This window comes from Candidatus Bathyarchaeota archaeon, from assembly GCA_026014465.1.
GTDB lineage: Archaea > Thermoproteota > Bathyarchaeia > Bathyarchaeales > Bathycorpusculaceae > JADGNF01.
Genome location: JAOZID010000004.1, coordinates 248,454 through 270,104 on the forward strand (window position 1 = coordinate 248,454; position 21,651 = coordinate 270,104).

Genomic DNA, 21,651 nt, shown 5'->3' on the forward strand with positions numbered 1-21,651 from the left:
TGCGTGTGGTTAGTTTGTTGCTTTGAAGGCGCGGTTTACGGAGATTTCTGCTATGCTCACGGCGCAGTGGGATATGCGTTTGATGTTGTCGCGTATGGTGCATATGGCGCAGACAAGTTCGGCGCTTTTGGGTTTGCCTGTAAATGCTTTGGAGGCGATTTCTACGTCTAGGCCTTCGATGATTTTTTGGTGTTTCATGATGTCTACTGAGAAGGGGATGTCTTTGGTGAAGAAGCCTGTGACGGCTTTGACGTATAATTCGACGACTTCGACGCCTGCGGCTATCATGAGCTCTAGCACTTCGGGTGGGATTTGCTGTTTGTAGCTGTTAAGCATGATGATGTGGCGTGCGATGCCTGCGGCGTAGTCAGCGGCGTGTTCCATGCGGTAAACTAGCATCTGATGATCCATACAGTCAAGTGGGTCTATGCGCAGTTCGTTTGCTAAGACGGGGTCTTGGGCGGCGTTACGCAGCATCCGTAAGATGAAGAACGCGAATTGGTCTACGTCGTCGTCAAGTGAAAAGACGGATTTGGCTAGGCTGGTGTCGTTTTCGTAGAGGGCGCGGATGGCGTCTTCGCACATGGAGCGCGAGATGAGGTGCATGCGTTGTATGGCTTGCTCAAGCGAGGCTTTGGATTCGTCGGTTAAGCTTTGGATGTACACGCTTTTAGAGTCGGACTCCATAACCCTCATGTACAACCTGCCCGTCATGTTCCTAATCGCCTTGATCTGCGGAACCGAAAACACCTTCTCCGAAACCAGCTTAATCCCCGAGTAACCATTCAAAAATGACCCCAAGATTTTCTGGATAATCATGAGTTCCTCGTCGTCGTGCCCGATGCTAATTGTTATCTCCTTGGGTTCGGAGCGGTTTTGCGAGCTTGGGTAAACAACCAATGAACGGTCACGCTGAATCGAAAACGAAACCGAATCGCCCTTTTGCAAATCGTTAAGCTGCATCCAATCCTTAGGCAACGAAATAACCAACGAAGACTTACCCAAAGACATAATCTTGCGTTCCACAACAATTCCCCAACTATACTTTCAACCCAACCACTAATACAAAACACCCTAATATATACCAACTATACCCAAAACACCATCCACACCCAAAAACACTCCAGACCTACCCCCTCCCCCTTTCTGCATACAATTAATATTTGGATCCAAATAGCTGCTAATAGGTTGGTGTGGGTTTGCTTTTGTGGAAAAAGTTGTTTGTTTGGCGGTTAAGCTTGGATTATTTCTGGGTTTTGTTTGATGGTTACGGTTCCTTGGCCCGCTTTTGCGTAGCCGATTTCGAAGTGTGGGACTTTGCGGTCATCCAGCGCAGATTCTAAGTCTTTGAGGTTTGTTTTGGAAACGGCTATGAGCATTCCGCCCGCAGTTTCTGCCGCCTCGCCCGTTAGTAATGAGTAACCTAGCAAATCTGACAGCTCGGCGGTGCCTTGGATGACGGCTAACTTGTCAAAGACCATATCCACTTTGCCCAAGGTTGCCATGTTTTGGGCGTGTCCCTTGAGCCCGAATCCTGTGATGTCGGTTGCTGCATGAACGGGAACTTGCTGCATGACTTGTGCGACGGGTTTGTTGGAGGAAATCATGCCTTTGATTGCGCCTGCAACCGCTGTGTCCACGAGTTCTTTGGGTAGTTCTTCGAGGAATTCTCTGCCTTCCTCTTCTTTTTGCATGCGGTACGCTGCCATGGCAGGCTGAACCCCCAGTGGCTTAGTCAAAACCAGCACGTCCCCCGCTTTTGAACCGCGTGTGTACGTAATCTTGTCTGGGTGGTTTACGCCTGTTGCTGCGCCCCCGATGACAGGCCATGGGTTTCGGATGGTGTGTCCGCCGATGAGTGGTGCTTGCATTTCTTTGCAGAAATCCGCGAAGCCTTTGAGCATTCCTACGGCTAAGTCGTTGGGCATGTTTTCTGGAAACGCCATAATCGACAGGACGGTGACGATGTCTGGGGTTGCCATGGCGTAGATGTCGCTGGTTACGTTGCTTGCGGCGATTCTGCCCTGAATCTCGGGTTCGTCTACTATGGGCGTGAAAAAGTCCAGCGTGTTGAGTACCGCAACGTCTTTGTTTACCTGTACGGCGCTGGCGTTCTCCCACGGACCAGCTAACAAGTCAGTGGACGGCGCAATTGAGACGCCTGCTTGGCTGAGAAGTTTATCCAGCTGATACTGTGGGAGCTTACAGCTTCATCCATGAACGGGGACAACTTTGGTAAGCCGATACTCCATTTGGTTTTCGCCTAGATTTTTTGGTTGCCGTCTTGGGCGATGAGTGCCGCTCCAAGGGCACCTATAACCTGAGGCTCCTTTGGTATAAGAATCTTTAACCCCAACGTTTTTTCTAGACTATCCTTCATTCCCTGATTTTTGGCTACGCCGCCCGTGAAGACGACTTCGCGCCGCAGACCGACTTGTTTGACCATGCTTAAGATGCGTTTGGATATGGCTTCATGCAACCCTGCGATGATGTCCTCTTTTTGTATGCCCTGAGCAATCAACGAGATAACCTCGGATTCTGCGAATACAGTGCACATGCTGCTGATTTTCGCTGGATGCTTTGCTTCAAACGCGAGCTGCCCCAAATCATCCAAGGCAACATCCAACGTCCTCGCCATAACATCCAAAAACCTGCCAGTCCCCGCCGCACACTTATCATTCATCACAAAATTTTCGATATGACCGTCTTCGGCTATGCTGATGACTTTGCTGTCTTGCCCGCCGATGTCAATTATGGTTCTAGCACAAGAAAACAGCGACTTCGCACCCGTCGCGTGAGCGGTAATTTCTGTTATGGTGCTGTCTGATACTGCGGCGTTGCGTCTGCCATACCCCGTGGAAACGACTTTTTCTATGTCACTGCGGATTAGCCCTGCTGAGGATAACGCGATATCCAAAGCCTTTGCGGAAGCGTTTTTGCCGCTTGCCCCTGTTGGAACAACTCCAAAAGATAGCAGCTTTCCGTTTTTGACGATTGCCGCTTTGGTAGCCGCTGAACCAATATCAATACCTGCAAATGCCAAACGCAACTCAACCTATACCGTTGTTATCTGTGAAAACAAAAGAAGAAGGGGGGTTGTTATTTTTTGCCCCGTATCATTTCTAGGAATGCTTCGAGGCGGGTTCTGATTTGTTCGGCGTCTTCCATGGTGTAGTCGGTTTCTACTTTGAGCATGGGGACGTCTTCTTTTTTGAGTTCTTTTCCGACTTTGACGGCTTCGACGTTGTAGCTGTGGCAGAATTGTAGTGTGTAGTAGACGACTCCGTCGACGTTGAAGTCTTTGGCGAGTTTGTTTACGCTGTCTACGCGGGCGTCGTTGGGGGTGAAGCAGGCACAGGGGATTTTGGCGTATTTCTCGACTAGGGCTTCCATGAGGTCATTTAGGCTATCGCTCTTGGGTTCTACCATGTCGGTGAAGTACCTTGAGCCTACGCAGCTTTCCTCGACTACTATGGATGCTCCCAAGGACTCAGCGATGCTGGGTACCTTCCAGTTGGGAACCGCCATGGGGCAACCTGAAACCATCAGTCTTGTAGCGTTCTTGTCAACTACGCCTTCGCCGTTTTTCACGCGCTCTTCGAGGTCGTCGCAAAGTTCGTTGACTTTGGCTGTGAAGCGTGCGACGTCGTCGTAGAAGCCGATTTGGGTTACAATCAAAGCGTCCAAGCCGCTAATGGGGGCGGGGTTTGTTTTGCGAAGTTCAGATAATCGTTTGAGGGCTTTGCGTTTGTTGTTTATTAGCTCTATGGATTGCTTGAGTTTTTCGGCGGTTATGGTGTTGCCTGTGAGTTCTTCTAGTTTGGCTTTGAATTCTTCAAGCTCTTTTAGCCAAAGGCTCCGTCCCTGCTTGGTGTCGGGTTTGTGGGGGACTTCAATTACGTAAGTTGGGACTTCTTCGTTTAGCAGTTCGTAGACTTTCTTTTTGCCATCACACGTGGTTTCTCCAACTAGCATGTCGCAGCACTGGAAATACGGGCACGTCAAACCGATTTTGAAACCATAAAACGACTTGATTAGGGGGCACATGTTGCGGGGCAAAACCGCTTCAGCATCGGGAATTGAGAAGTCTGCGCCTCCGCATAGTCCAACCATTGTTGCGTTCGCGGCGTATGCGAGCTCTTCAGGGGCGTAGAGGCAAAATGCTCCGATGATTTTGTTGCCTTCTTTGCGCAGTTTTGCAAGTTCTTCTACTCGTAGCCCGTGAATTTCAGAGATGACAAAATCAAAGTAATCCATCTTTTTGGGCCTGTTTTTCTGTGAGAGCACAAAATCTTGGTAGACTTTGGGCAAAACCTCCAAAAGTTGATTGTGCTTTTCAAGGTCTATTCCTAAACTTGTCCATAATTCAGTATATTTCTCTGCCATAACTACCACTTGTCGTTGCAGAGTTTCTGCCCTCACGTATCTATTAAAATTTTTGATAAAAACTATTAAAAAAACAAATAAAACCTTGGCGTTAGCCAACCTTTAGCTTCGCCCAAAGACAAAACAGGCGGGCAAACGCTGCTACTTCTTTTTTATTTTGATGTTGAATTCGTTGTCGTCTTTGGTGGCTTCGACGATTTCGTGTCCTGCGTTTTTTGCCCATCTTTGCACGTTCTCAAAGGCTGGTCCGCAGTCGCCGATAACCTCCAAAACTTTTCCTGACTCTACGGTTTCGAGCTTGCGCTTAAGAATCAGAATCGGCATGGGGCAGACTTTGCCTTTTACTTCAAGTTTTTCAGTTTCCACTTTCATTCGCCGCTTAGAAAACTATGGTTTTGTCGGTGTTAGCTGTCCACTCGACTAGTTCGTGCATGGAGGCGATTTTGACGCCGTCAACAAGGTCGTCTTGGGTTAGTCCGCGGGCTTGGCAGCAGACCACGCAGGCTTTAACTTCCACTTTGCCCTTGATAAGCTCCTCAAGGTACTCGAGCAGGTTCGGAGCATCCGCCGACGGATTCTGCCCTTTCTTGGCAACGTACACGCCGTTTTCCATCAAAAACACTTTGACCTCATGTCCCTCCAACGAGCAAGTAGTGGCAAACCGAAGGGCAGTGAACGCGCGTTCTTTAGCTATAGGTGCTTCATTAATCAAAACTGTAAACGAAACCATACAAATCACCCTAAACTCAGTATCTCTAATACCAACTATTAGCCATGTTGATATAAGTACCTTATGTTAGTTTTTAGCCAACGCCAAAACCCGTGTTGACCCGCAGTTGAAGAAAAGAATAAAGAAAAGGTTGTTGGATTGCGTGAATTGGCTGTTATGGTTGCTTTGCGGTTTTGAGGGCTTGGGGGATTTGGGGTACCATTTCCCAGATTTTGGTGGCGGGGGTAGGTTTTGCGAGTTCGCCCATTATGCGGTTTGCTTTGGCTGCTTGCGTTGCCGCTGTGACAGTGTCGGTTCCTGAAGCAATTAGTGCTGAGACCATGCCTGCTAAGGTGTCGCCTGTGCCGCCGATTGCCTCCAAAACTGGAATACACGGCTCAGTGACCTGCGCGACGGTTTTGCCCTGCGTGACAACGTAGTCTACTTTGCCCTTGACTAGCATGACTTCGGGGACGTTGCCGTTCTCACAAGCCTGCTTAATCAGCTTGGGCGTATCGTTAATGGCGTCAAAGATGTAGTTGCGCACGTAAGCGGGGTGCATAGCTTCGGGGTCAGCTAAAAACGCCATTTCGCCAGGGTCAGGAGTGAACAACGTGAAGTCTTTGGATATGCCTGCGGCTTTGGCAACGTACATGGAGCCTGCGTCCGCGATGAGTTTGGGGTTGAAGCGTTTTTTGACGTTTTTGATGGCGTCTTTGGCGTAGAGTATGTTGGGTTTGATGTAGTGCATAGCCATGACCGCGCCGTCTTTTGCGTTGGGGTTGAGTTTGTCTTTTAGGTACCTGTAGATTTGGTTGCTACCTTCTCCTGTGCCTATGTCGCCTGCGAGTATGGCGTAGGGCATTTCGATTTGGAGGGTTTTGCATGCGGTGGCTGCTGCGGCAATCATTACGCTGGTTCCGTTGATTAGCGGAAGCTCAACCTCGCCTGCTTTGAGTTTGCCGTCCTCGAAGCTGCAAAAACTGGTGGTTAGCTGCAGGTCTTTTATGGGAACTGCGCCTGCGATGATTAGCACTAGGTTTGGCTCCTGTAGGTTTGCAGGGCGTCTTCGTAGGCTTTTTGCAGCATAAAAGCGCACAACGTGTAGCCAAGCTCCTGCGGGTTTGGGGTGTCCTTCAAGTTTTTGCCGACCATGCTAAGCGCGAGGTAGGGGATGTCGGGGCAGCCGCCGCCTGAGATGTTGACGATTTCGCCTGTTTGCTTGTGGAATGTTAGTTTCATGTGTCCTGCCTTTACCATTTGGTACTCGTCGAAGTCTGTTTTTTTGATGATGCTTAGTGGTCGAAGTTGCGTGTTGCCCAGTGCTACGATGTCGATGGGTTTGATGCCGTGCTTTTTCAGGGCGTTTTCTACGCCAAAGCTGTCTACGATGTTGATTTCCAGTGCTAGGTCGCAGCCGATTCGTACTTCAGGGGGAGGAGCAACTACTTTGACTGCGTATTTTTGTAGCTTTAGTATCCGCTCTGCCTTCATGCTTTCACGTACGTCACGCAACAGCACTAAGGCGCCCTCCGTTTTGTCAGGTTTCACCACGTAACCTCCACCACTACCAACGTTTCAAGTCATCGCGTTACCTTTTTTCGATGACGATGACGAACTGGTCTTTTTCTTCTCTGATTTCGAGCACCTTGTTGCCCAACGATTTTGCTACGCGCTCCACGTTTTCTCTAGCAGGAGCATAATCCGCAACTACTTCGAGGACGTCTCCTGAGTTGAGTTTGTTGAGTTTTTGGCGTGTGAGCAACACGGGCCAAGGGCATGTTTTTCCTTTCACGTCGAGTTGTGCTTTCACTTCTTGTTTTCCTCCTGTCTAACTAAATATTTGCACTATGGTGGGTGCTACGGCGATTGTGAAGATTATGGCTCCGATGTAGAATCCTGCTAGGTAGGACATTGAGCTTTTGTCTCCTTCTGACGCCATGATGTGCTGTCTTAGGGGGCATCCGCCTGCAAAGACTGAAAATGCTCCTATACCCAAACCGCCGATGACCGCCAACGTGATGTGTACCCACAACGGAGTTGCAGCCGCACTTGACAGGGGTGCACCTGGAATGGGGTTCAAGCCTGAGGAAGAGAGTATCCACGGAAACTTTGGTACAGCTGAGAACGCCGCGGCGATTGCAAAAAACGCTAATGCGCCGATTAGAAACGCGCCCAAAGCCTTGAGCAGGTGAGTATCTTTTACGAGGGTGAAGTCTCGGACTCCTCCGACAAAGCACATTCTTGCGCGCTGAGCCAGATAACCGATAATGAGCCCCGCAATCAGAGTGCTTGCTAAAACTTCAATTTGTACCATTTTAGACCGCTCCATCGATTTCTCTTTGCGCGTTCCACTTGATAATGCCCGCGCTTATCACAACGCCCGCGACAATGGCTCCTAAACCAACCAGGGCAACAAAGTCAAAATAGGCAACCCGAAGCACAGTGCGCAGCGGGCAAGCCCCTAAAATCAACGCAAAAATCATAACCAAAAATCCATAAATAAACGACATGATGGGGTTCTTGGTTATTTTGAATTTGAATTCGCCGTTACGCGCTGAAGCCACATACGCGCCTATGACCAAGCCGACAATTGTCAGCACGGGTGCGGCGGCGGAAACAGGCGCAACTGAGAGCGATGTGCCTGCAACACCGTTGACTATCCAGTTCACCAGGTCCCTTGCATGACAGGCAATACAAACGCCGTATGCTGGGGGTGGCGAGACACTAAAGAGGATTTGAACGGCGGCAGCTAAAATTCCAGCTACCAAACCGGCAACTATTACTGAAACACGTTTCATAGTGTATTATCCCTTTAATTTTTTTGATTGACGCTATCGGTATTTCTGATAGAATATATAGCTTTTTACCCATTCACACTTGCGCCATCATTGCAACGGCAAAAACCCGTGAAATCTGAAAAAGATGTGTTTGTGCCCTGTTTGGCTGGTTGTGTTTGATGGACAGTTTAATATAGTCTTTTGGGTAGGAAGTATTTAGCGGTGTTTAGATTCTAAATGAAGGCGTAGGGTATGAGACTTGAGTATTTGAGGACGTATTTGACTGTGGACCGTACGGGCAGTTTTTCGGTAGCTGCTAAGGAGCTTGGAACTAGCCAGGGAACTGTTAGCAACCACATAGCTGCGCTAGAGGAATTCTTTGAGGCAGAGCTTTTCAAACGCACCGCCAAAGGCGTAGAAGTCACCGCTGCAGGAGCGATTCTTAAAAACCGTGCACACAAGCTTCTTGACGACTTCGAAGCCACCAAAGCCGAAATCTCTGTCACCAAACAAAAACTCTCGGGTGTCATCAAAATCTTGGCAAGCACCATACCTGGCGAACACATTCTTCCCAGCCTGCTAGCAGAATTCCAAAAGCTGTATCCGCAGGTGAAGTTTAGAATCAAAGCCGAAGACAGCCTAAGCAGCCTTGCAAAACTCCATGACACCACAGACTACGACTTCGCCCTAGTCGGAACCATAAACGGTTACCGCGACCAATTCGACATACTAGAAGTCGGAGCCGAAGAACTAGTCCTTATCGTCCCCAACAACCACGAACTCACAAGGCAAGAAAGCGTCACGCTAAACCAAATCCTGCCGTACCCCTACATTAACCGTGGTGAAAACTCGGGAACCCGCAAGGAAATTGAAAAGATGTTTATAGCCGCAGGTATTCCGCTTTCGCAGCTTCGGACGACGTTGGAGCTTGGAAGCACCCAGTCCGTGATAACCGCGGTTTCCCAAGGCAGAGGCATAAGCGTAATCTCCTCCACCGCCTCCAAACAAGCCCAAGACGCAGGGCTAATCAAAATCCTTCCAATCACAGGCGTAAACTCCAAACGCAAACTCTACATGATACGCTCCAAACGACCCCTACTCAAAACCTCCGAGGTCTTCTGGACATTTTGCAAGCAAGCAGTTTTAGAAAAGCCTCTTGAAGCTGCCGCTAACGCTTAACTACCCGCCCCCACACCCTCCGCGGGGCGTCTTTGCGGTTATTCTTCGTCGAGTTTGACGTAGATTTTTCCTGCTTTGATTTTCCATTCGTATTTTAGCAGTTTCATGTCGGGGTCTTCTTCGTATTCGCTTGTTTCAAGGTTGAAGCGCCAGTCGTGGCAGGGGCAGATGATTACGTCTCCGTCGAGGGCGCCGCCTGAAAAACCGCAGCTCATATGCGGGCAACGGTTGTCTATGGCGTAGATTTTCCCTTTTGTTCTGATTAACAAGACGGGTTCGCCGTCAACGCGCACCAGCTTCATAGAACCTTCTGTTAATTCGGATTCATCTAACGCTGGAAAAAACATGTCGTCGTTACCGCTCATTTAGTTTTAACCTCACTTGCCTTTTCAGATGGGTGTTCTCTTAGATTAATGTGGCGCGGCTGACCTGCTGGGGTGTTGGCATTAGTGTTATATATTGCTTGGTGCTTATGGTTTTTTAGGTGTATTGTTTTGGCTGATGAATTTGTTTGGGATAAAGCTGTTATTTGTGTTTTCAGGGAACGTTTTGAGAATCATGAGGCTGACCCGTTTGTGGTTGTCCGCTGCAAAAAACTTGTCGTGTGCAAGTCTGAGGACGGCAAGTTAGCTGGCAGTATAACTGATTTCTTTACGCTAATGGGTGATGCGGATTACATCTCTTCTCCTGAGGGCATGGCTGACCAGTATGTTATGTGCTGGTTTGACGACAACGAATCCGACACAACCAAAGACCTGCGCAGACTACGCGGCGTAACCTTCCCCACAAAACCCACATACACCACAGGAGCCGCAAACAAACGAACCTACAACGCAACCTTCAAAGCAGAACAAGGCAAACTCAAATAAAAACAACCAACCCCCACCTGCTTTGTTTCAACATAAAATCCGCAAGCTCAAAACACACTTTTTCTCCATCCACAAGTGTTCTATACCCTGTTTTGATGTTGTTTTTCGCGTTTTTCATGAACTTACTCTTAAATATAACCACTGAAATTCTATTTGAGTAAGGTCAAGGGTATGGTAGACCAAAAGTTACGCGCAACTATGATTACTGGAAGGACGATTGACCAGGGTGTTGGAAAAGAATTGGGCAAAGGTTCACAAGAATACTTTGACAGCGCCGCGGTCTGTTTCCTAGATAAATCCGACATGGTAAAGTTTGGTATAAGAAACCGCTCTATTGTTCGGGTGACTTCAAAGTTTGGTTCAGTGATAGTTAAAGCTAAAAAGTTTCCACGTGGATCCATGCCTGGAATGGCTTTTATGCCGTGCGGTTTATGGGCAAACGCCGTGTGCGGCGATGACACCTACAGCATGGGCATGCCTCTGTTCAAGGGGTTCCCCGTTGAAATTGAACTTGCCCCTAATGAAACCATCTTAAACCTAGATGAGCTTTTGAAAAAGGAATTCGGGAGGTCCTGTGATTGACTGAATTAAAATCAATTATTTGTCCGATTTGTGGTTGTCTTTGTGATGACCTCGAAGTAACAGTTGAAGATAACAAAATCGTGAAAATGAAAAACGGCTGCGCCGTATGCGAAGCCAAAATGGTTCACGGCTACAACAGTGAAGAACGCATCCTAAAACCCCTCATACGCAAAGACGGCAAACTTGTCCCCGTCACCATGGATGAAGCGGTAACTAAAGCTGCTCAGATACTTACCGACGCAAAATATCCGCTCCTGTTTGGCTGGAGCAGCTCCACTAGTGAAGCCCAACGCATCGGCGTAGAATTAGCCGAAGAACTAGGCTCAGCCTTAGACAACTGCTGCAGCGTCTGCCACGGACCATCCGTCATGGCAACCCAAGAAATCGGAATCCCCACCGCAACCCTAGGCCAAATCAGACACCGCGCCGACCTCATCGTCTACTGGGCATGCAACCCTTGGGCGTCGCATCCGCGCCACGTAGAACGCTACACCAACTTCTCCGAAGGACGCTTCGAGAAAAGCGAATGGACAAATTTCATACAGAAACTAAAGAGCGAATCAGGCAAAAAGAAAATCCGAGCCGCTGCTACTCGTGCTATGGGCAGGTATCAGCCTCCTGCACGTCCTGACATGTGCAGTGTTGATGCGCCTCCTCAGACCATGCAGAAGATGGGGCGTAAGATGATTGTTTTTGACGTACGCAAGACTATGACGGCTGAAGCTGCAGACTATTTTGTTCAGGTGGAGCCGAATAAGGACTACGAAATCTTTGAGGCTCTGCGTTGCTTGATTAATGATCAAGAACTTGATGTGGACAAAGTCGGCGGTGTTCCCGTGGAATACCTAAAAGAAGTAGCTGACGCCTTGGTTAACGCCGAGTTCGGGGCCATCTTCTTTGGGTTGGGCTTGACCGCAAGTGCTGGCAGGTTCAGAAACATCGAAATCGCCATCGCCCTAACCCGTGACCTTAACCAAAGAACCAAATTCGTTATTGCCCCCATGCGTGGGCACTTCAACGTCACAGGTGCCAACGTGGTTTTCGCTTGGCAAACTGGTTACCCCTACGCGTTAGACTTCTCCCAGGGCTATCCGCAATATAATCCTGGTGAATTCACTGCGGTTGATTTGTTAAAGCGCGGTGACAACGACGCCACCCTTGTCATATCTGCTGACCCTGGTGCTCATTTCCCCAAAGCTGCAGTCCAAAGCTTAGTCAAAAAGCCCCTAATCGTCATTAATCCTGACATGAACTGTGTTTCAAGGCTTGGTGACGTCGTGTTTCCCACCCAGTGGTGCGGCATAGAATACGAAGGCACCGCCTACCGCATGGATCATGTTCCCATCATGCTGCGCAAAGTCGTCGAACCTCCACCGGGCGTACCCAACGATGAAGAACTCCTAAAGATGATACTAAACAAAGTCCGCGAGCTAAAAGTAGAGAAAGCGGGCAAGGAACCCAAGAAACCTGCCTGTGCAGTAACCGCGGAGGCTACCTAAAATGGGTGAAATGCTCATAAAAAACGGTTTCGTCTTTGACCCCATCAACAATATCAACGGCGAAAAAATGGACATCGCCATCAAAGACGGCAAAATCGTCGAGAAAGTAGACGAGAGTACCGCGCAAATCATTGATGCTTCTGGCAAAACTGTGATGGCTGGTGCTGTAGATATTCACACTCACATTGCAGGCGGCGAAGTAAATACAGGACGCATGATCCGCCCCGAAGACCACGTCAAAGACGTCGAACGCAAAACCGCCCTAACCCGCTCAGGCGTAGGTTACTCCATACCCTCAACGTTCACCACGGGCTACCGCTACTCCAAAATGGGCTACACAACCGTCATGAACCCTTCCATGTCCCCCTTGGAAGCTAAGCATACTCACGAAGAACTAAACGACATACCAATGCTCGACAAAGCCACCTATCCCCTGCTGGGTGACTGGTGGTTCGCGCTTGAGTACCTAAGCAAAGACCAAATCGACGAATGCGCCCGCCACATCGCATGGATGATGAACTCCACCAAGGGCTACGCCATCAAAATCGTCAACCCCGGCGGCTTGGAATCTTGGGGTTTTGGCGGCAACGTGCACAGCATTGACGACCAAGTACCTAACTTCTGCATTACCCCGAGAGAAATCGTGCGCGGCTTAGCCAAAGTCAACAAACGACTCAACTTGCCTCACTCTATTCACCTGCACACAAACAACTTGGGTCTGCCAGGCAACTACACCACTACGCTGGAAACCATGAAAGCCCTCGAAGATGTCTACACTGGCGATAGACCCGTTGGTCACATCACTCACCTGCAGTTTAGCAGTTTTGCGGGTGATGGCTGGGCAAACATGAAGTCAGGCGCCGAAGAAATCTCCAAGTACATCAACAATCACAATCACATGACCTTTGATATGGGTCAGGTTATTTTCTCTGAAACCACGACCATGACTGCTGATGGCCCCTTTGAGTTTACGCTCTATGAGCTTAGCGGTCACAAATGGGTCAATTCTGATGTTGAAACTGAAACCAGCGGAGGCATCATACCCATGCAGTACAAACGCTCAAGCGCCGTCAACGCCATCCAATGGTCCATCGGCTTAGAACTTGCCCTCATGATCAAAGACCCTTGGAAAATCTTCATGACAACCGACCACCCCAACGGCGGGCCATTCTTCTATTACCCAAAGATTATGGCGTGGCTGACTAGCAAGAAAGCCCGTATGGCGGTGCTTAATAAGTGCCACAAGAAAGCGCAGTCCCGAAGCTTGTTGCCCTCAATTGACCGTGAGCTTAGCCTCTACGAGCTTGCCATAGTCACAAGGGCAGGACAAGCCAAAGCCCTAGGCCTTGACAACAAGGGTCACTTAGGCGTAGGAGCAGACGGTGACGTTGCAATCTACGACATTAACCCCCAGACACTGGATATAACCCAGAAGTACCAAACCGCACGTAAAGCCTTTGGCAACGCAGCCTACACCATCAAAGACGGCGAAGTCGTAGTCAAAGACGGCGAAGTCGTCAAAACCCCCAGCGGCAAAACCATGTGGCTCAACGTCGACACCAACGAACCCTGCCTAATCGACGAAGACATGAAACGCAGATTCAAAGACTACTGGACAATCGAATATGACAACTACCCCGTGTTTGACCACTACGTGCGCGTCCCACAACAAATAACCATAAAGGCAGATGTCTAAAATGATAGTACTCACCCCCCTCAAAAAATTTGAAGCCCCCGTCCAAGCAGCCTGCATAAACCCCGACGTATTCCAAGGAAAAACCCTCCAAGAAATCGCAGCTCTACCTGTAACTGAAGGCAGCAAACAACTCACGCTTTGCGACCTCTTCAAACTCGAAGAAACCCCCCAAGAAACCCCAAACATCACCCTTAACGGCGACTTTGGCAAAGTCAAACGCATCGGACAAGAAATGAAAACAGGCGAAATCATCATAAACGGAGATGTCGGCATGCACACAGGCGAAAAAATGCTGGGCGGCAAAATCGTCATAAACGGCAACGCTGTAGGCTGGGTAGGCTGCCAAATGCGTGGCGGCACCATAGAAATCCACGGCAACGGCGGCGACTACTTGGCTTCTCCTTACCGAGGCAGCGAAACAGGCATGCGTGGCGGCACCATCATAGTTGACGGTGATATCGGAACTGACTCTGCTTGCTACATGCATGGTGGCGTAATCAAAATCAAAGGCAACGCCGGACGCTTCTTAGGCTACCACATGTCCAACGGCACCATTTACGTCGAGAAAAACTGTGCCTACCGTTTAGCGCCCTGCATGACAGGCGGCAAAGTCATAATCCAAGGCACTGTAGAAGAGGTCATGCCAACCTTTACCGTTGACGCAACCAAAGGCAAAGTCAAAGTAGATGACACCCAAAAAGCTGAAGGTCCATTTTACGTGTTTCTCGGAGATTTGGCTCAGCACGGAACAGGCAAACTTTTCATATCCAAACCCAGCAACCCGCAGTTAGGTCCAATTTACGACAAGTACCTGTAGAGTAGAGTGAAAGTTTATGCATGAAACCTTAAGCGTTAATGCTCTTGCATGGAAAGTCGCCCAGAAACTCTTAAACAACCAAGCAGCCTACGGCGTTCACGCAACCACAAGCAGCGCAGGCGCAACCGTCATAGACGCAGGAGTCAACGTCCCCGGAGGCTTCCAAGCAGGCAAAATCCTAACCGAACTTTGCCTAGGCGGCGCAGGAAAAGCCCAACTTGGCTTCAAAGCCTACGGCGACACAGAACTTCTTTCAGTAACCATCTCTTCTGACCACCCCGCCATCGCAGCGTTAGGCTCCCAGTTCGCAGGCTGGCGCATAAAAGAACCCGACGAATCCATCGCCATCGGCTCAGGTCCCGCACGTGCCATAGCCAAAAAACCCAAAAACGTCTTCGAAGAAATCGGCTACTTTGACGAATCCGACAAAGCTGTCCTCACGCTGGAAAGCAACTGCCTACCCTCCGACGCCCTAATAGAAAAAGTCACCAAAGCCTGCAACATCGCAGCCGAAAACCTAATCATTGTCGTAGCTCCAACCGCCAGCATCGCAGGCTTAACGCAGGTCACAGGACGCGTCGTCGAAGTCGGCATCCACAAACTCCGCACTCTGGGCTTAGACCCCAAAGCTATCAAATACGCCTGCGGCTTTGCCCCCATTCCGCCCCAATGCGGAGAATTCGAAGTTGCCATGGCACGAACCAACGACGCCATCCTCTACGGCGGCGCCGTCTACCTCACCGTAGACTACGACAACGAAGAACAACTACAAAAAATCGTGAGTCAAGCACCCTCCAACATGTCCAAAGACTACGGCAAACCCTTCCTACAAATCTTCCAAGAAGCCGACAAAGACTTCTACAAAATCGACCACAACCTCTTCGCCCCCGCAGTCCTCACAATAAACAACGCCAAAACAGGCAAAGCCTTCAAAGCAGGACAAACCAACCCCCAAATCCTCACAAAATCCCTCGGATTCTAAACCTCTTCTTTCTCTCTTCTCCAGTTTTAGCTTTCACTTGCACAGTATGCTTTAGGTTCCTGCTTGCCTGCTTAGTTTTGTTTGGAGAAAAAATGAAGAAGTGATTATTGCTGCGTTGACTTTTTGTTAGTCTAAGTTTATGCGTATGTTTCTTTGGATTATTTGCGTTAGGATGTAGGCTAGTGGTATGCTGTAGAGGACGACGGTTCCGTTGAATATGGCTGTGGCTGGCAGCGCTGCTATGGTTGCTATTTCTGTGAGTTCAAACCCGAACGGGTAAGGCTGCTGCAAGGTGACGTAGTTGAGGACTGTCATGACGATTTCTCGAAACAGAATCCCCAGAGCAGTTGCAGCCGTAACCAACATAGCGGCTTGCTTTGGCTGCGTATAGTTTTGGACGAAAAATTTGCCTGCTATGTAAACTCCCAGCAACGTAGACAACACCGCCGCCAAGTTATAAAATGGTCCCGCAGGCAACGAACCTTGATAGAACGCAAACAACACCACAGAATTCATAAACGAAATCGCCAACCCCGACTTAACCCCCAAAAGCAAAAACGCCACAATAATAGGAATCTCCCAAATACCATAAATCAAATAGGGCGCGTAAGGAGCTGGAATCCCAATCTTAGATATAACTGGATTTAACGCTACTGTTAGGGCAGCAAAGACAATAGTTACTGCAAGCCTCTTCGTATTCATCGTAATCAAGCTAACAGCACCACTTAATTATTTAAGAGTAGCTACCTAAAAATGTGTGGGGTGTTGGGTAATCCGACCTGTAGGTGGTGCACATTTGTGTCACACTTGATATGCGCGAACAATTTTTCTAGGCGGGAATGTGCTTTCTTTGGCTGTATCTTTTATTCATATTTGTGGGAATTATGTATCTTTGCTTTTACGAATACATTTATAACCGGAATCAATAGAAATTAAAGTGGTTAGTATGCTACCAATGATCAATAGAACAAAGTGAATATAGTCTAGCCAAACAGACCAAGGGATGCTGTTCTCTGGTGGTAAGAAGAGTTCTGGTTGTACTAATTTGTTCGGGTAAATATCGCTTGGATATAAAAAGAATGGCGATAAGACTGGTTTGTTGCTCGGGTTTACATATACTCTATCATCAGTGATGGCAATAAAGTCGTTTCCGTTATTGAAAAACCCTGTGACGTCCAGTTCGTTTTGTTCCATGAAATAAATCTGAATAAGTGGCTTTTTGTCTCTTCCTACAACTTCAAACGCAAAGTTATTAAAATTTACGTCATATGTTTTTAGAATTGTTTCTGTAGCACCTACCCAAACATTATCCCAAATATGCCCAACTTGTTCACTATTGCTATCCGTAACATTGGCAGAGATTAAAAGTGATTATCCTCAATTTTGACAATAACTGGAATTTCTTCCCCATTAACTGATATGAGGCAACCTACTTCGATGCCGTTGACAATCTTTTCAGGAGAAACATGGCTGGTGGCACCATTTTTGCCAAAATGAAGAATGAACTCTTTTGTCATATTGATTAGATATGGATTAGTGTCACCTTGAAGTGCGTCTACCCTATCTTGTCTTTCGTTGTGTTCTATTTGTTGTTGTGCTTGTATAATCGAAGGCATTAACGCTGAAGCGAAGGCAAGCAGAGCAAGCCCAAGAAGAATTAGAGTTATTCTTACACGAAACCTCTTTGATACTATATTTGTCCCCCTGTAACTCAGCCTATATTTTCAGGTGAATATTATTTGAACTATGCTTATCCTTTTTGGTTCTTCTTACTTTTTGTATTAGTGTTATACCCTTTGTTTTTTATCTCCTGTTTGTATGGCTTGCGCTTTTTGTAAGTGTTTTTCCATTCTATTACTTTGTGTTACAACCCTTGAAAGCCAAATCATCCGAACACTTTAGCCTAAAATAATCTTCCTGACCCGCGTCAGAGCTGATTTGGGTTAATGTAAATAAGGGATATTTTTCATAGTTTGGGTCTACGGTGATGGTGTTTGTCTGGAGTTAGTCTTTCTGTTTCGGAGTTGTCGGCGTGGCTTGAGCGTGAGACGGGTTCGGTTTTGTCTTCTGTGCAGGGTCAGGCTCAAAGGCATCTGGAGGAGACTGTTGATGCGTTGCAGAATCTTGCGGAAGCAAGTAAAAAGCTTTCTGAGAACAGCCAAAAAGAAATTGACAAGCAGAATATGAAGCTTTTTAACCGTGCCCGTGCCCTAAACAAGCTCTCTGCCCTTTTCATGGACCGCATCCGCAAACTCAAAACCCCAGACCCAATCTCGTATGACACCCTAAACAGCTTCGCCCAAGAAACCACCAAAGCCCTGCACGTAACCGAAATCGACATCCGCAACTGGTTCCCCAAAATCAGCCCGTTTTTCATAATGGACAGGCGCAAATTCCTCCCAGTGTTTGAGAAAACCAAGTTTACTGTTAATGACCTAAACGAGTTTTTGGTCAAGGAGTACTCGAAAACGAAGACTTTGGAGCAGACTTATGCTTTGGTGGGTGAGTTGGTGGAGCTTGAAGCGCAGTTTTCGGAAGCTGAAAAAGCCCGCAACGACCTGCGTGATGAACGCCTTGGCGTAGAAGAGGAAATGCAGAGTCTGCAGCAGCAGCGTTCTGAACTTGAAACTACTGATGTGCTTGCGAAACTGCGGCAAATTGACGTGGAACAGCAAGCGTTAGGCGAAAAAGCAAAACATGCCACGCGTCACTTCCAAAAACCCTTCCTCAAAATGCAGGCTCTCTCCAGTTCAGGCTTAACTCCTGGCGAAAACCAAAAACTCGCCCAGTACATAGATGAGCCGTTTGAAGCGTTGGCAACCGAGGAGCCAGGCTGCGGCATCTTAAAAGAGATTTTGGAGAAGCTTCTGGGGCTTTTAGCTCAAGATAAACTAAAACTCAAGTCTGACAAGCACCGCAAAGCCAAACAAGACGCCGAAAGAATCCTTAAACACGACTCACTCTCTGCACTGCAAACCCAATGCGCCCAAGTAGCCGCCAAAAAACAGCAACTCCTAACCTCACAAGAAATGCAAAAAGCCAAACAAACCCTAGCAGTCATCGAAGAACAAACCGACAAACTCAACGGCAGACAAGCAAATCTCGAAGCGGACGAAACAGTCAAAGAAACCGCCCGCAACGACCTGCTAGACCGCCTAAAAAACCACAAAACCACCATAGAACAAAACATACAAAGCTTCCTAAACAAACAAGTACACATAACATAGCCCTGTTTGGGAAGGCGGTGTTGCTTTGCCCTTTGAGTTTTCTGCTGTACTTGAAGAATCAAAAAGCATCCAGGCAGACGAGTTTTTGCAGCTCACTAAAAACGCCGCCAAAGTAATTTGCCAAAACCAAAACGGCAAGCTCGCCTGCATCGAACCTTCAGGAGCCGCCGTCGTAATCGGCGATTTGCACGGAGACATCAAAAGCCTGCAAACCATATTCGAAAAAAGCCAGTTCGCAAACCGCCTAAACCACAACAAAGCAACACTTGTTTTTTTGGGTGACTACGGCGACCGCGGCGCAAAATCCGTCGAACTCTACTACCTCCTGATGCGCTTGAAGCTATCATATCCAGAGCAGGTTATTTTGCTTAGGGGAAACCACGAAGCTCCCGCGGATTTGATGGCGTCGCCCCATGATTTGCCTTATTATTTCCAGCGCAAATTCAAGCAGGACGGGGGCAAGGTGTATGAGGCTACCCGCGGGCTTTTTGGCTGTTTGTGCAATGCTGCTTACGTGCAAGGGCGTTATTTGATGGTTCACGGAGGCTTACCTAAGAACCTGCAGACCCTGCAAACGCTCTCGCAAGCCGACCAGACCCACCCCGCCAAAGCAGTGCTGGAAGAGCTTTTGTGGAGCGACCCCGCCGAAAACCTCCACGGCACCCAGCCCTCGCCGCGCGGTGCAGGAAACCTCTTTGGATCAGACGTAACCCGCCAAGTCCTCATGCAGCTCAACGTGAAAATCCTAATACGCGGACACGAATCCCCCAACGAAGGCTACAAAATCAGCCACAACAACCAAGTCCTCACGCTGTTCTCGCGCAAAGGTCCCCCGTACTTTAACAGCAAAGCCGCATACTTGGATGTACCCTTAACCGAGAGGTTTGCAAGTGCCCGTGAGCTTTTGCCTTTTATTCACCAGTTTTAGCGGTCTTTGCCGCGTAAGCTTTAAGAGCATAGTGTCGCTGCATTTTTGCAGATGTATTTCAAGGAAGAGTTTGTGTGACGGTTGGTATAGTTACTCGAAACTTGGAGGGCTGGAGCAGCACTCAACTCCGCGAAGCCCTAACTAGGCGTGGGGTTCCTTATGCGTGTTTTACTTTTCCTATGATAACGGCGCAGATTGGCGGCAAGCCTTTCTTTTCGGTTTCAGATGATGCTGACTTGCAGGATATGGATTTGCTCCATGACTTAGATGCCCTGCTTATTCGCCCCATCGGACGCGGCAGCCTTGAGGAACTCGTGTTTCGCATGGACATGCTCTACAAGATGGAACGCGAAGGCTTCTACATACTAAACCCCGCCGAATCCATCGAACACTGCGCCGACAAATACGACATCATAGCGGTCCTTGCCGACAGCAGCGTACCCGTCCCTCGCACGTTCGCAACTGAAAACCCCTTAAAAGCCGCCGAAGCCTTCAAGCAGCTAGGCAACGACGTAATCCTAAAACCCATCTTTGGCAGCCGCGGAGTAGGCATAACCCGCATCAACGACCCCGAAGTCGCCCTCACCATCTTCAAAGCCATCAGCTTCCACCACGGCGTCATCTACCTGCAAGAATTCGTCCCCCACGGCAACTCCGACATCCGAGCCTTTGTCATAGGAGACCAAGTAGTAGCCTCCATGAAACGCGAAGCCGCCGACTGGAAAACCAACTACAGCCAAGGCGCAAGACCCGAACCCACCACCCTAAGCCCCGACCTTGAAGAACTCGCCGTCAAAGCCTCCAAAGCCGTAGGATGCAAAATCTCAGGCGTCGACATCATGGTAGGACCCAACGGACCAAAAATCTGCGACGTCAACAGCCAACCCGGATGGAAAGGACTCCAACTCGTCACCCAAGTCAACATCGCAGACGAAATCATCAACTACCTACTCTGTGAACTCAAAAAATAACGTGCCTATGCCGTTTGCTTTTGTTTTAGCAGCAGCATGGTGTAGGGGTCATCTGCGGTTTTTGGGAACGGGGCAAGCTGGTTATTTTTTGTTAGCGTGCGTGTTGTTGGGTTTTGGGTGAATTTGCCTATGAACTGCGCTTGTAGCCCGTTTTGGGTTAGGATGTTTTGGGTCTTTTCTTTGGCTTTGGGGTTAACTGCTGCTATGATGGTTCCCGTGGAGGACATCGAGAGCAGTTGCGTATCTGAAAGCCCAAAATACCCCTGCAGCGTTTGAGCCTGCGGGCACAACGGAATTTTCTCCCAACAAACCTCAAAACCCACATTGGAGGCATCTGCTAACTCGTTAAGCGCCGTAACCAAGCCGCCTTCCGTTGCGTCATGCATCGCCCGAACAACCCCGCCCTGAGCAAGCGCCAACGCCTCCCCAACACAGCTCTGCCACCTAACCAGCCCCTTTAACGCCTCTACCTGCGGTGCATCCCAAACCTTCTTTGCCAACTCTCTACATGTCAAAGCGAAATTTACTGCGGTTTCCAGTCCAATTGGCTTAGTGCACAAAATATAATCGCCGGGTTCTGCGTTGTTTGGCGTAACCAACCCCTCAGGCGCGACCGTTCCGTATACTGTGCAGACTCCAATGACTTCTGAGAGGCTATCGTACATGCCTGTGTGACCCCGAACAATGGCTATGTCTAATTCGTCTGCGGCGCGGCAGGTCTGCTGCATTATCTGCTCAAAAATTGTGGGGTCGGTTGGGCGTGGACCCATCAGGGTTATGGTGCAGAATTCTGGTTTTGCTCCAAACAGCGACACGTCTGAGGCTGCATAGTTTACCAGTAGGTACCCGAAGTGTTCTGGGGGTACGCCTGTGCAGGGGTCGGTTGCAACTGCGACGTACTTGTCTGCTAAGCAGTGTACGCCTGCGTCGTAACCTACTTGTGGCGCAACCACCACTCGGGGGTCTTTTTTTATGCAGCCAAGGAGTTTTTGGAGCTGCGTGGTGGATAGTTTTCCCATAGTTGTC

General features: G+C 48.7%; 24 protein-coding genes and 1 pseudogene. 10 read left to right on the forward strand and 15 right to left on the reverse strand.

The genetic code is table 11. From position 1 onward, the window contains the following. Positions 1 to 9: 9 nt before the first annotated feature. The 11 genes and pseudogenes from NWF04_01245 to NWF04_01295 form a co-directional block, all read right to left on the reverse strand. On the reverse strand, positions 10 to 1,026 hold the full coding sequence (locus tag NWF04_01245) for a phosphate uptake regulator PhoU (GenBank protein MCW4005215.1): 1,017 nt from the start codon (positions 1,024 to 1,026) through the stop codon (positions 10 to 12). A 206-nt stretch (positions 1,027 to 1,232) separates the two neighbouring features. After that, a pseudogene (selD, locus tag NWF04_01250) lies at positions 1,233 to 2,195 on the reverse strand (selenide, water dikinase SelD). 68 nt (positions 2,196 to 2,263) lie between these two features. Further along, positions 2,264 to 3,043 (reverse strand): acyl-CoA dehydratase activase, encoded by a 780-nt coding sequence (locus tag NWF04_01255; GenBank protein ID MCW4005216.1) that lies wholly within the window; start codon positions 3,041 to 3,043, stop codon positions 2,264 to 2,266. A 56-nt stretch (positions 3,044 to 3,099) separates the two neighbouring features. Then, positions 3,100 to 4,386 carry a double-cubane-cluster-containing anaerobic reductase gene (locus tag NWF04_01260; protein ID MCW4005217.1) on the reverse strand — a complete coding sequence of 429 codons (1,287 nt, stop codon included), beginning with the start codon at positions 4,384 to 4,386 and terminating at the stop codon, positions 3,100 to 3,102. A gap of 141 nt (positions 4,387 to 4,527) precedes the next feature. Next, positions 4,528 to 4,752 carry a sulfurtransferase TusA family protein gene (locus NWF04_01265; protein ID MCW4005218.1) on the reverse strand — a complete coding sequence of 75 codons (225 nt, stop codon included), beginning with the start codon at positions 4,750 to 4,752 and terminating at the stop codon, positions 4,528 to 4,530. A gap of 13 nt (positions 4,753 to 4,765) precedes the next feature. Continuing rightward, the gene (locus tag NWF04_01270; protein ID MCW4005219.1) at positions 4,766 to 5,116 is read right to left on the reverse strand and encodes a DsrH/TusB family sulfur metabolism protein; all 351 of its coding nucleotides are present in this window, start codon (positions 5,114 to 5,116) and stop codon (positions 4,766 to 4,768) included. A 154-nt stretch (positions 5,117 to 5,270) separates the two neighbouring features. After that, positions 5,271 to 6,131: a sugar kinase gene (locus NWF04_01275; protein MCW4005220.1), complete on the reverse strand. Its 861-nt coding sequence runs from the start codon at positions 6,129 to 6,131 to the stop codon at positions 5,271 to 5,273. Beyond that, on the reverse strand, positions 6,131 to 6,649 hold the full coding sequence (locus NWF04_01280; protein ID MCW4005221.1) for a DUF3343 domain-containing protein: 519 nt from the start codon (positions 6,647 to 6,649) through the stop codon (positions 6,131 to 6,133). Before NWF04_01280 ends, NWF04_01275 begins: the two co-directional genes overlap by 1 nt. 37 nt (positions 6,650 to 6,686) lie before the next feature. Beyond that, positions 6,687 to 6,908: a sulfurtransferase TusA family protein gene (locus tag NWF04_01285; protein MCW4005222.1), complete on the reverse strand. Its 222-nt coding sequence runs from the start codon at positions 6,906 to 6,908 to the stop codon at positions 6,687 to 6,689. Positions 6,909 to 6,926: 18 nt separating this feature from the next. Then, complete coding sequence (locus NWF04_01290) at positions 6,927 to 7,412, reverse strand: YeeE/YedE family protein (protein ID MCW4005223.1); 486 nt, start codon at positions 7,410 to 7,412, stop codon at positions 6,927 to 6,929. A gap of 1 nt (position 7,413) precedes the next feature. Beyond that, entirely contained in the window at positions 7,414 to 7,896 is a 483-nt protein-coding gene (locus tag NWF04_01295; protein MCW4005224.1) for a YeeE/YedE family protein, read from the reverse strand. A gap of 231 nt (positions 7,897 to 8,127) precedes the next feature. Here NWF04_01295 and NWF04_01300 point away from each other — a divergent pair, with 231 nt between their 5' ends. Next, entirely contained in the window at positions 8,128 to 9,054 is a 927-nt protein-coding gene (locus NWF04_01300) for a LysR family transcriptional regulator (GenBank protein MCW4005225.1), read from the forward strand. Positions 9,055 to 9,092: 38 nt separating this feature from the next. Here the strand turns inward: NWF04_01300 and NWF04_01305 are convergent, their stop codons facing one another. Further along, positions 9,093 to 9,419 (reverse strand): Rieske (2Fe-2S) protein, encoded by a 327-nt coding sequence (locus NWF04_01305; GenBank protein MCW4005226.1) that lies wholly within the window; start codon positions 9,417 to 9,419, stop codon positions 9,093 to 9,095. A 129-nt stretch (positions 9,420 to 9,548) separates the two neighbouring features. On the opposite strand from NWF04_01305, the gene NWF04_01310 reads away from it, so the two are divergent. The 6 genes from NWF04_01310 to mch all read left to right on the forward strand — a co-directional run bounded on the left by NWF04_01310 (position 9,549) and on the right by mch (position 15,499). Then, the gene (locus NWF04_01310; protein ID MCW4005227.1) at positions 9,549 to 9,923 is read left to right on the forward strand and encodes a hypothetical protein; all 375 of its coding nucleotides are present in this window, start codon (positions 9,549 to 9,551) and stop codon (positions 9,921 to 9,923) included. Between the two features lie 171 nt (positions 9,924 to 10,094). Next, positions 10,095 to 10,505, forward strand: a complete 411-nt coding sequence (locus tag NWF04_01315) for a molybdopterin dinucleotide-binding protein (protein MCW4005228.1) — start codon at positions 10,095 to 10,097, stop codon at positions 10,503 to 10,505. After that, a complete protein-coding gene (locus NWF04_01320; protein MCW4005229.1) occupies positions 10,502 to 12,004 on the forward strand; it encodes a formylmethanofuran dehydrogenase subunit B in 1,503 nt (500 codons plus the stop codon). The genes NWF04_01315 and NWF04_01320 overlap by 4 nt, the downstream gene beginning before the upstream one ends. Before the next feature lies 1 nt (position 12,005). Beyond that, positions 12,006 to 13,700 carry a formylmethanofuran dehydrogenase subunit A gene (locus NWF04_01325; protein MCW4005230.1) on the forward strand — a complete coding sequence of 565 codons (1,695 nt, stop codon included), beginning with the start codon at positions 12,006 to 12,008 and terminating at the stop codon, positions 13,698 to 13,700. Position 13,701: 1 nt separating this feature from the next. After that, positions 13,702 to 14,517: a formylmethanofuran dehydrogenase subunit C gene (locus NWF04_01330; GenBank protein MCW4005231.1), complete on the forward strand. Its 816-nt coding sequence runs from the start codon at positions 13,702 to 13,704 to the stop codon at positions 14,515 to 14,517. Between the two features lie 16 nt (positions 14,518 to 14,533). Beyond that, on the forward strand, positions 14,534 to 15,499 hold the full coding sequence (mch, locus tag NWF04_01335; protein MCW4005232.1) for a methenyltetrahydromethanopterin cyclohydrolase: 966 nt from the start codon (positions 14,534 to 14,536) through the stop codon (positions 15,497 to 15,499). Between the two features lie 126 nt (positions 15,500 to 15,625). Here the strand turns inward: mch and NWF04_01340 are convergent, their stop codons facing one another. Further along, positions 15,626 to 16,210, reverse strand: a complete 585-nt coding sequence (locus NWF04_01340; protein MCW4005233.1) for a hypothetical protein — start codon at positions 16,208 to 16,210, stop codon at positions 15,626 to 15,628. Positions 16,211 to 16,860: 650 nt separating this feature from the next. Next, positions 16,861 to 17,115, reverse strand: a complete 255-nt coding sequence (locus NWF04_01345; protein ID MCW4005234.1) for a hypothetical protein — start codon at positions 17,113 to 17,115, stop codon at positions 16,861 to 16,863. 378 nt (positions 17,116 to 17,493) lie between these two features. On the opposite strand from NWF04_01345, the gene NWF04_01350 reads away from it, so the two are divergent. The 3 genes from NWF04_01350 to NWF04_01360 all read left to right on the forward strand — a co-directional run bounded on the left by NWF04_01350 (position 17,494) and on the right by NWF04_01360 (position 20,625). Continuing rightward, positions 17,494 to 18,726, forward strand: coding sequence for a hypothetical protein (locus NWF04_01350; protein MCW4005235.1), 1,233 nt, complete (start codon positions 17,494 to 17,496; stop codon positions 18,724 to 18,726). Between the two features lie 25 nt (positions 18,727 to 18,751). After that, positions 18,752 to 19,654, forward strand: coding sequence for a serine/threonine protein phosphatase (locus NWF04_01355; protein ID MCW4005236.1), 903 nt, complete (start codon positions 18,752 to 18,754; stop codon positions 19,652 to 19,654). 74 nt (positions 19,655 to 19,728) lie between these two features. Further along, on the forward strand, positions 19,729 to 20,625 hold the full coding sequence (locus NWF04_01360; GenBank protein MCW4005237.1) for a RimK family alpha-L-glutamate ligase: 897 nt from the start codon (positions 19,729 to 19,731) through the stop codon (positions 20,623 to 20,625). Positions 20,626 to 20,630: 5 nt separating this feature from the next. Here the strand turns inward: NWF04_01360 and NWF04_01365 are convergent, their stop codons facing one another. Further along, complete coding sequence (locus NWF04_01365; GenBank protein ID MCW4005238.1) at positions 20,631 to 21,644, reverse strand: AIR synthase-related protein; 1,014 nt, start codon at positions 21,642 to 21,644, stop codon at positions 20,631 to 20,633. Positions 21,645 to 21,651 lie beyond the last annotated feature (7 nt).

Excerpts from the sequence above, each read along its gene's own strand:
- NWF04_01270 (MCW4005219.1), bottom strand. The coding sequence starts at position 5,116 with ATGGTTTCGTTTACAGTTTTGATTAATGAAGCACCTATAGCTAAAGAA.
- NWF04_01305 (MCW4005226.1), bottom strand. The coding sequence starts at position 9,419 with ATGAGCGGTAACGACGACATGTTTTTTCCAGCGTTAGATGAATCCGAA.
- NWF04_01260 (MCW4005217.1), bottom strand. The coding sequence starts at position 4,386 with ATGGCAGAGAAATATACTGAATTATGGACAAGTTTAGGAATAGACCTT.
- NWF04_01300 (MCW4005225.1), top strand. The coding sequence starts at position 8,128 with ATGAGACTTGAGTATTTGAGGACGTATTTGACTGTGGACCGTACGGGC.
- NWF04_01315 (MCW4005228.1), top strand. The coding sequence starts at position 10,095 with ATGGTAGACCAAAAGTTACGCGCAACTATGATTACTGGAAGGACGATT.
- mch (MCW4005232.1), top strand. The coding sequence starts at position 14,534 with ATGCATGAAACCTTAAGCGTTAATGCTCTTGCATGGAAAGTCGCCCAG.
- NWF04_01365 (MCW4005238.1), bottom strand. The coding sequence starts at position 21,644 with ATGGGAAAACTATCCACCACGCAGCTCCAAAAACTCCTTGGCTGCATA.
- NWF04_01330 (MCW4005231.1), top strand. The coding sequence starts at position 13,702 with ATGATAGTACTCACCCCCCTCAAAAAATTTGAAGCCCCCGTCCAAGCA.
- NWF04_01325 (MCW4005230.1), top strand. The coding sequence starts at position 12,006 with ATGGGTGAAATGCTCATAAAAAACGGTTTCGTCTTTGACCCCATCAAC.
- NWF04_01295 (MCW4005224.1), bottom strand. The coding sequence starts at position 7,896 with ATGAAACGTGTTTCAGTAATAGTTGCCGGTTTGGTAGCTGGAATTTTA.
- NWF04_01290 (MCW4005223.1), bottom strand. The coding sequence starts at position 7,412 with ATGGTACAAATTGAAGTTTTAGCAAGCACTCTGATTGCGGGGCTCATT.
- NWF04_01345 (MCW4005234.1), bottom strand. The coding sequence starts at position 17,115 with ATGCCTTCGATTATACAAGCACAACAACAAATAGAACACAACGAAAGA.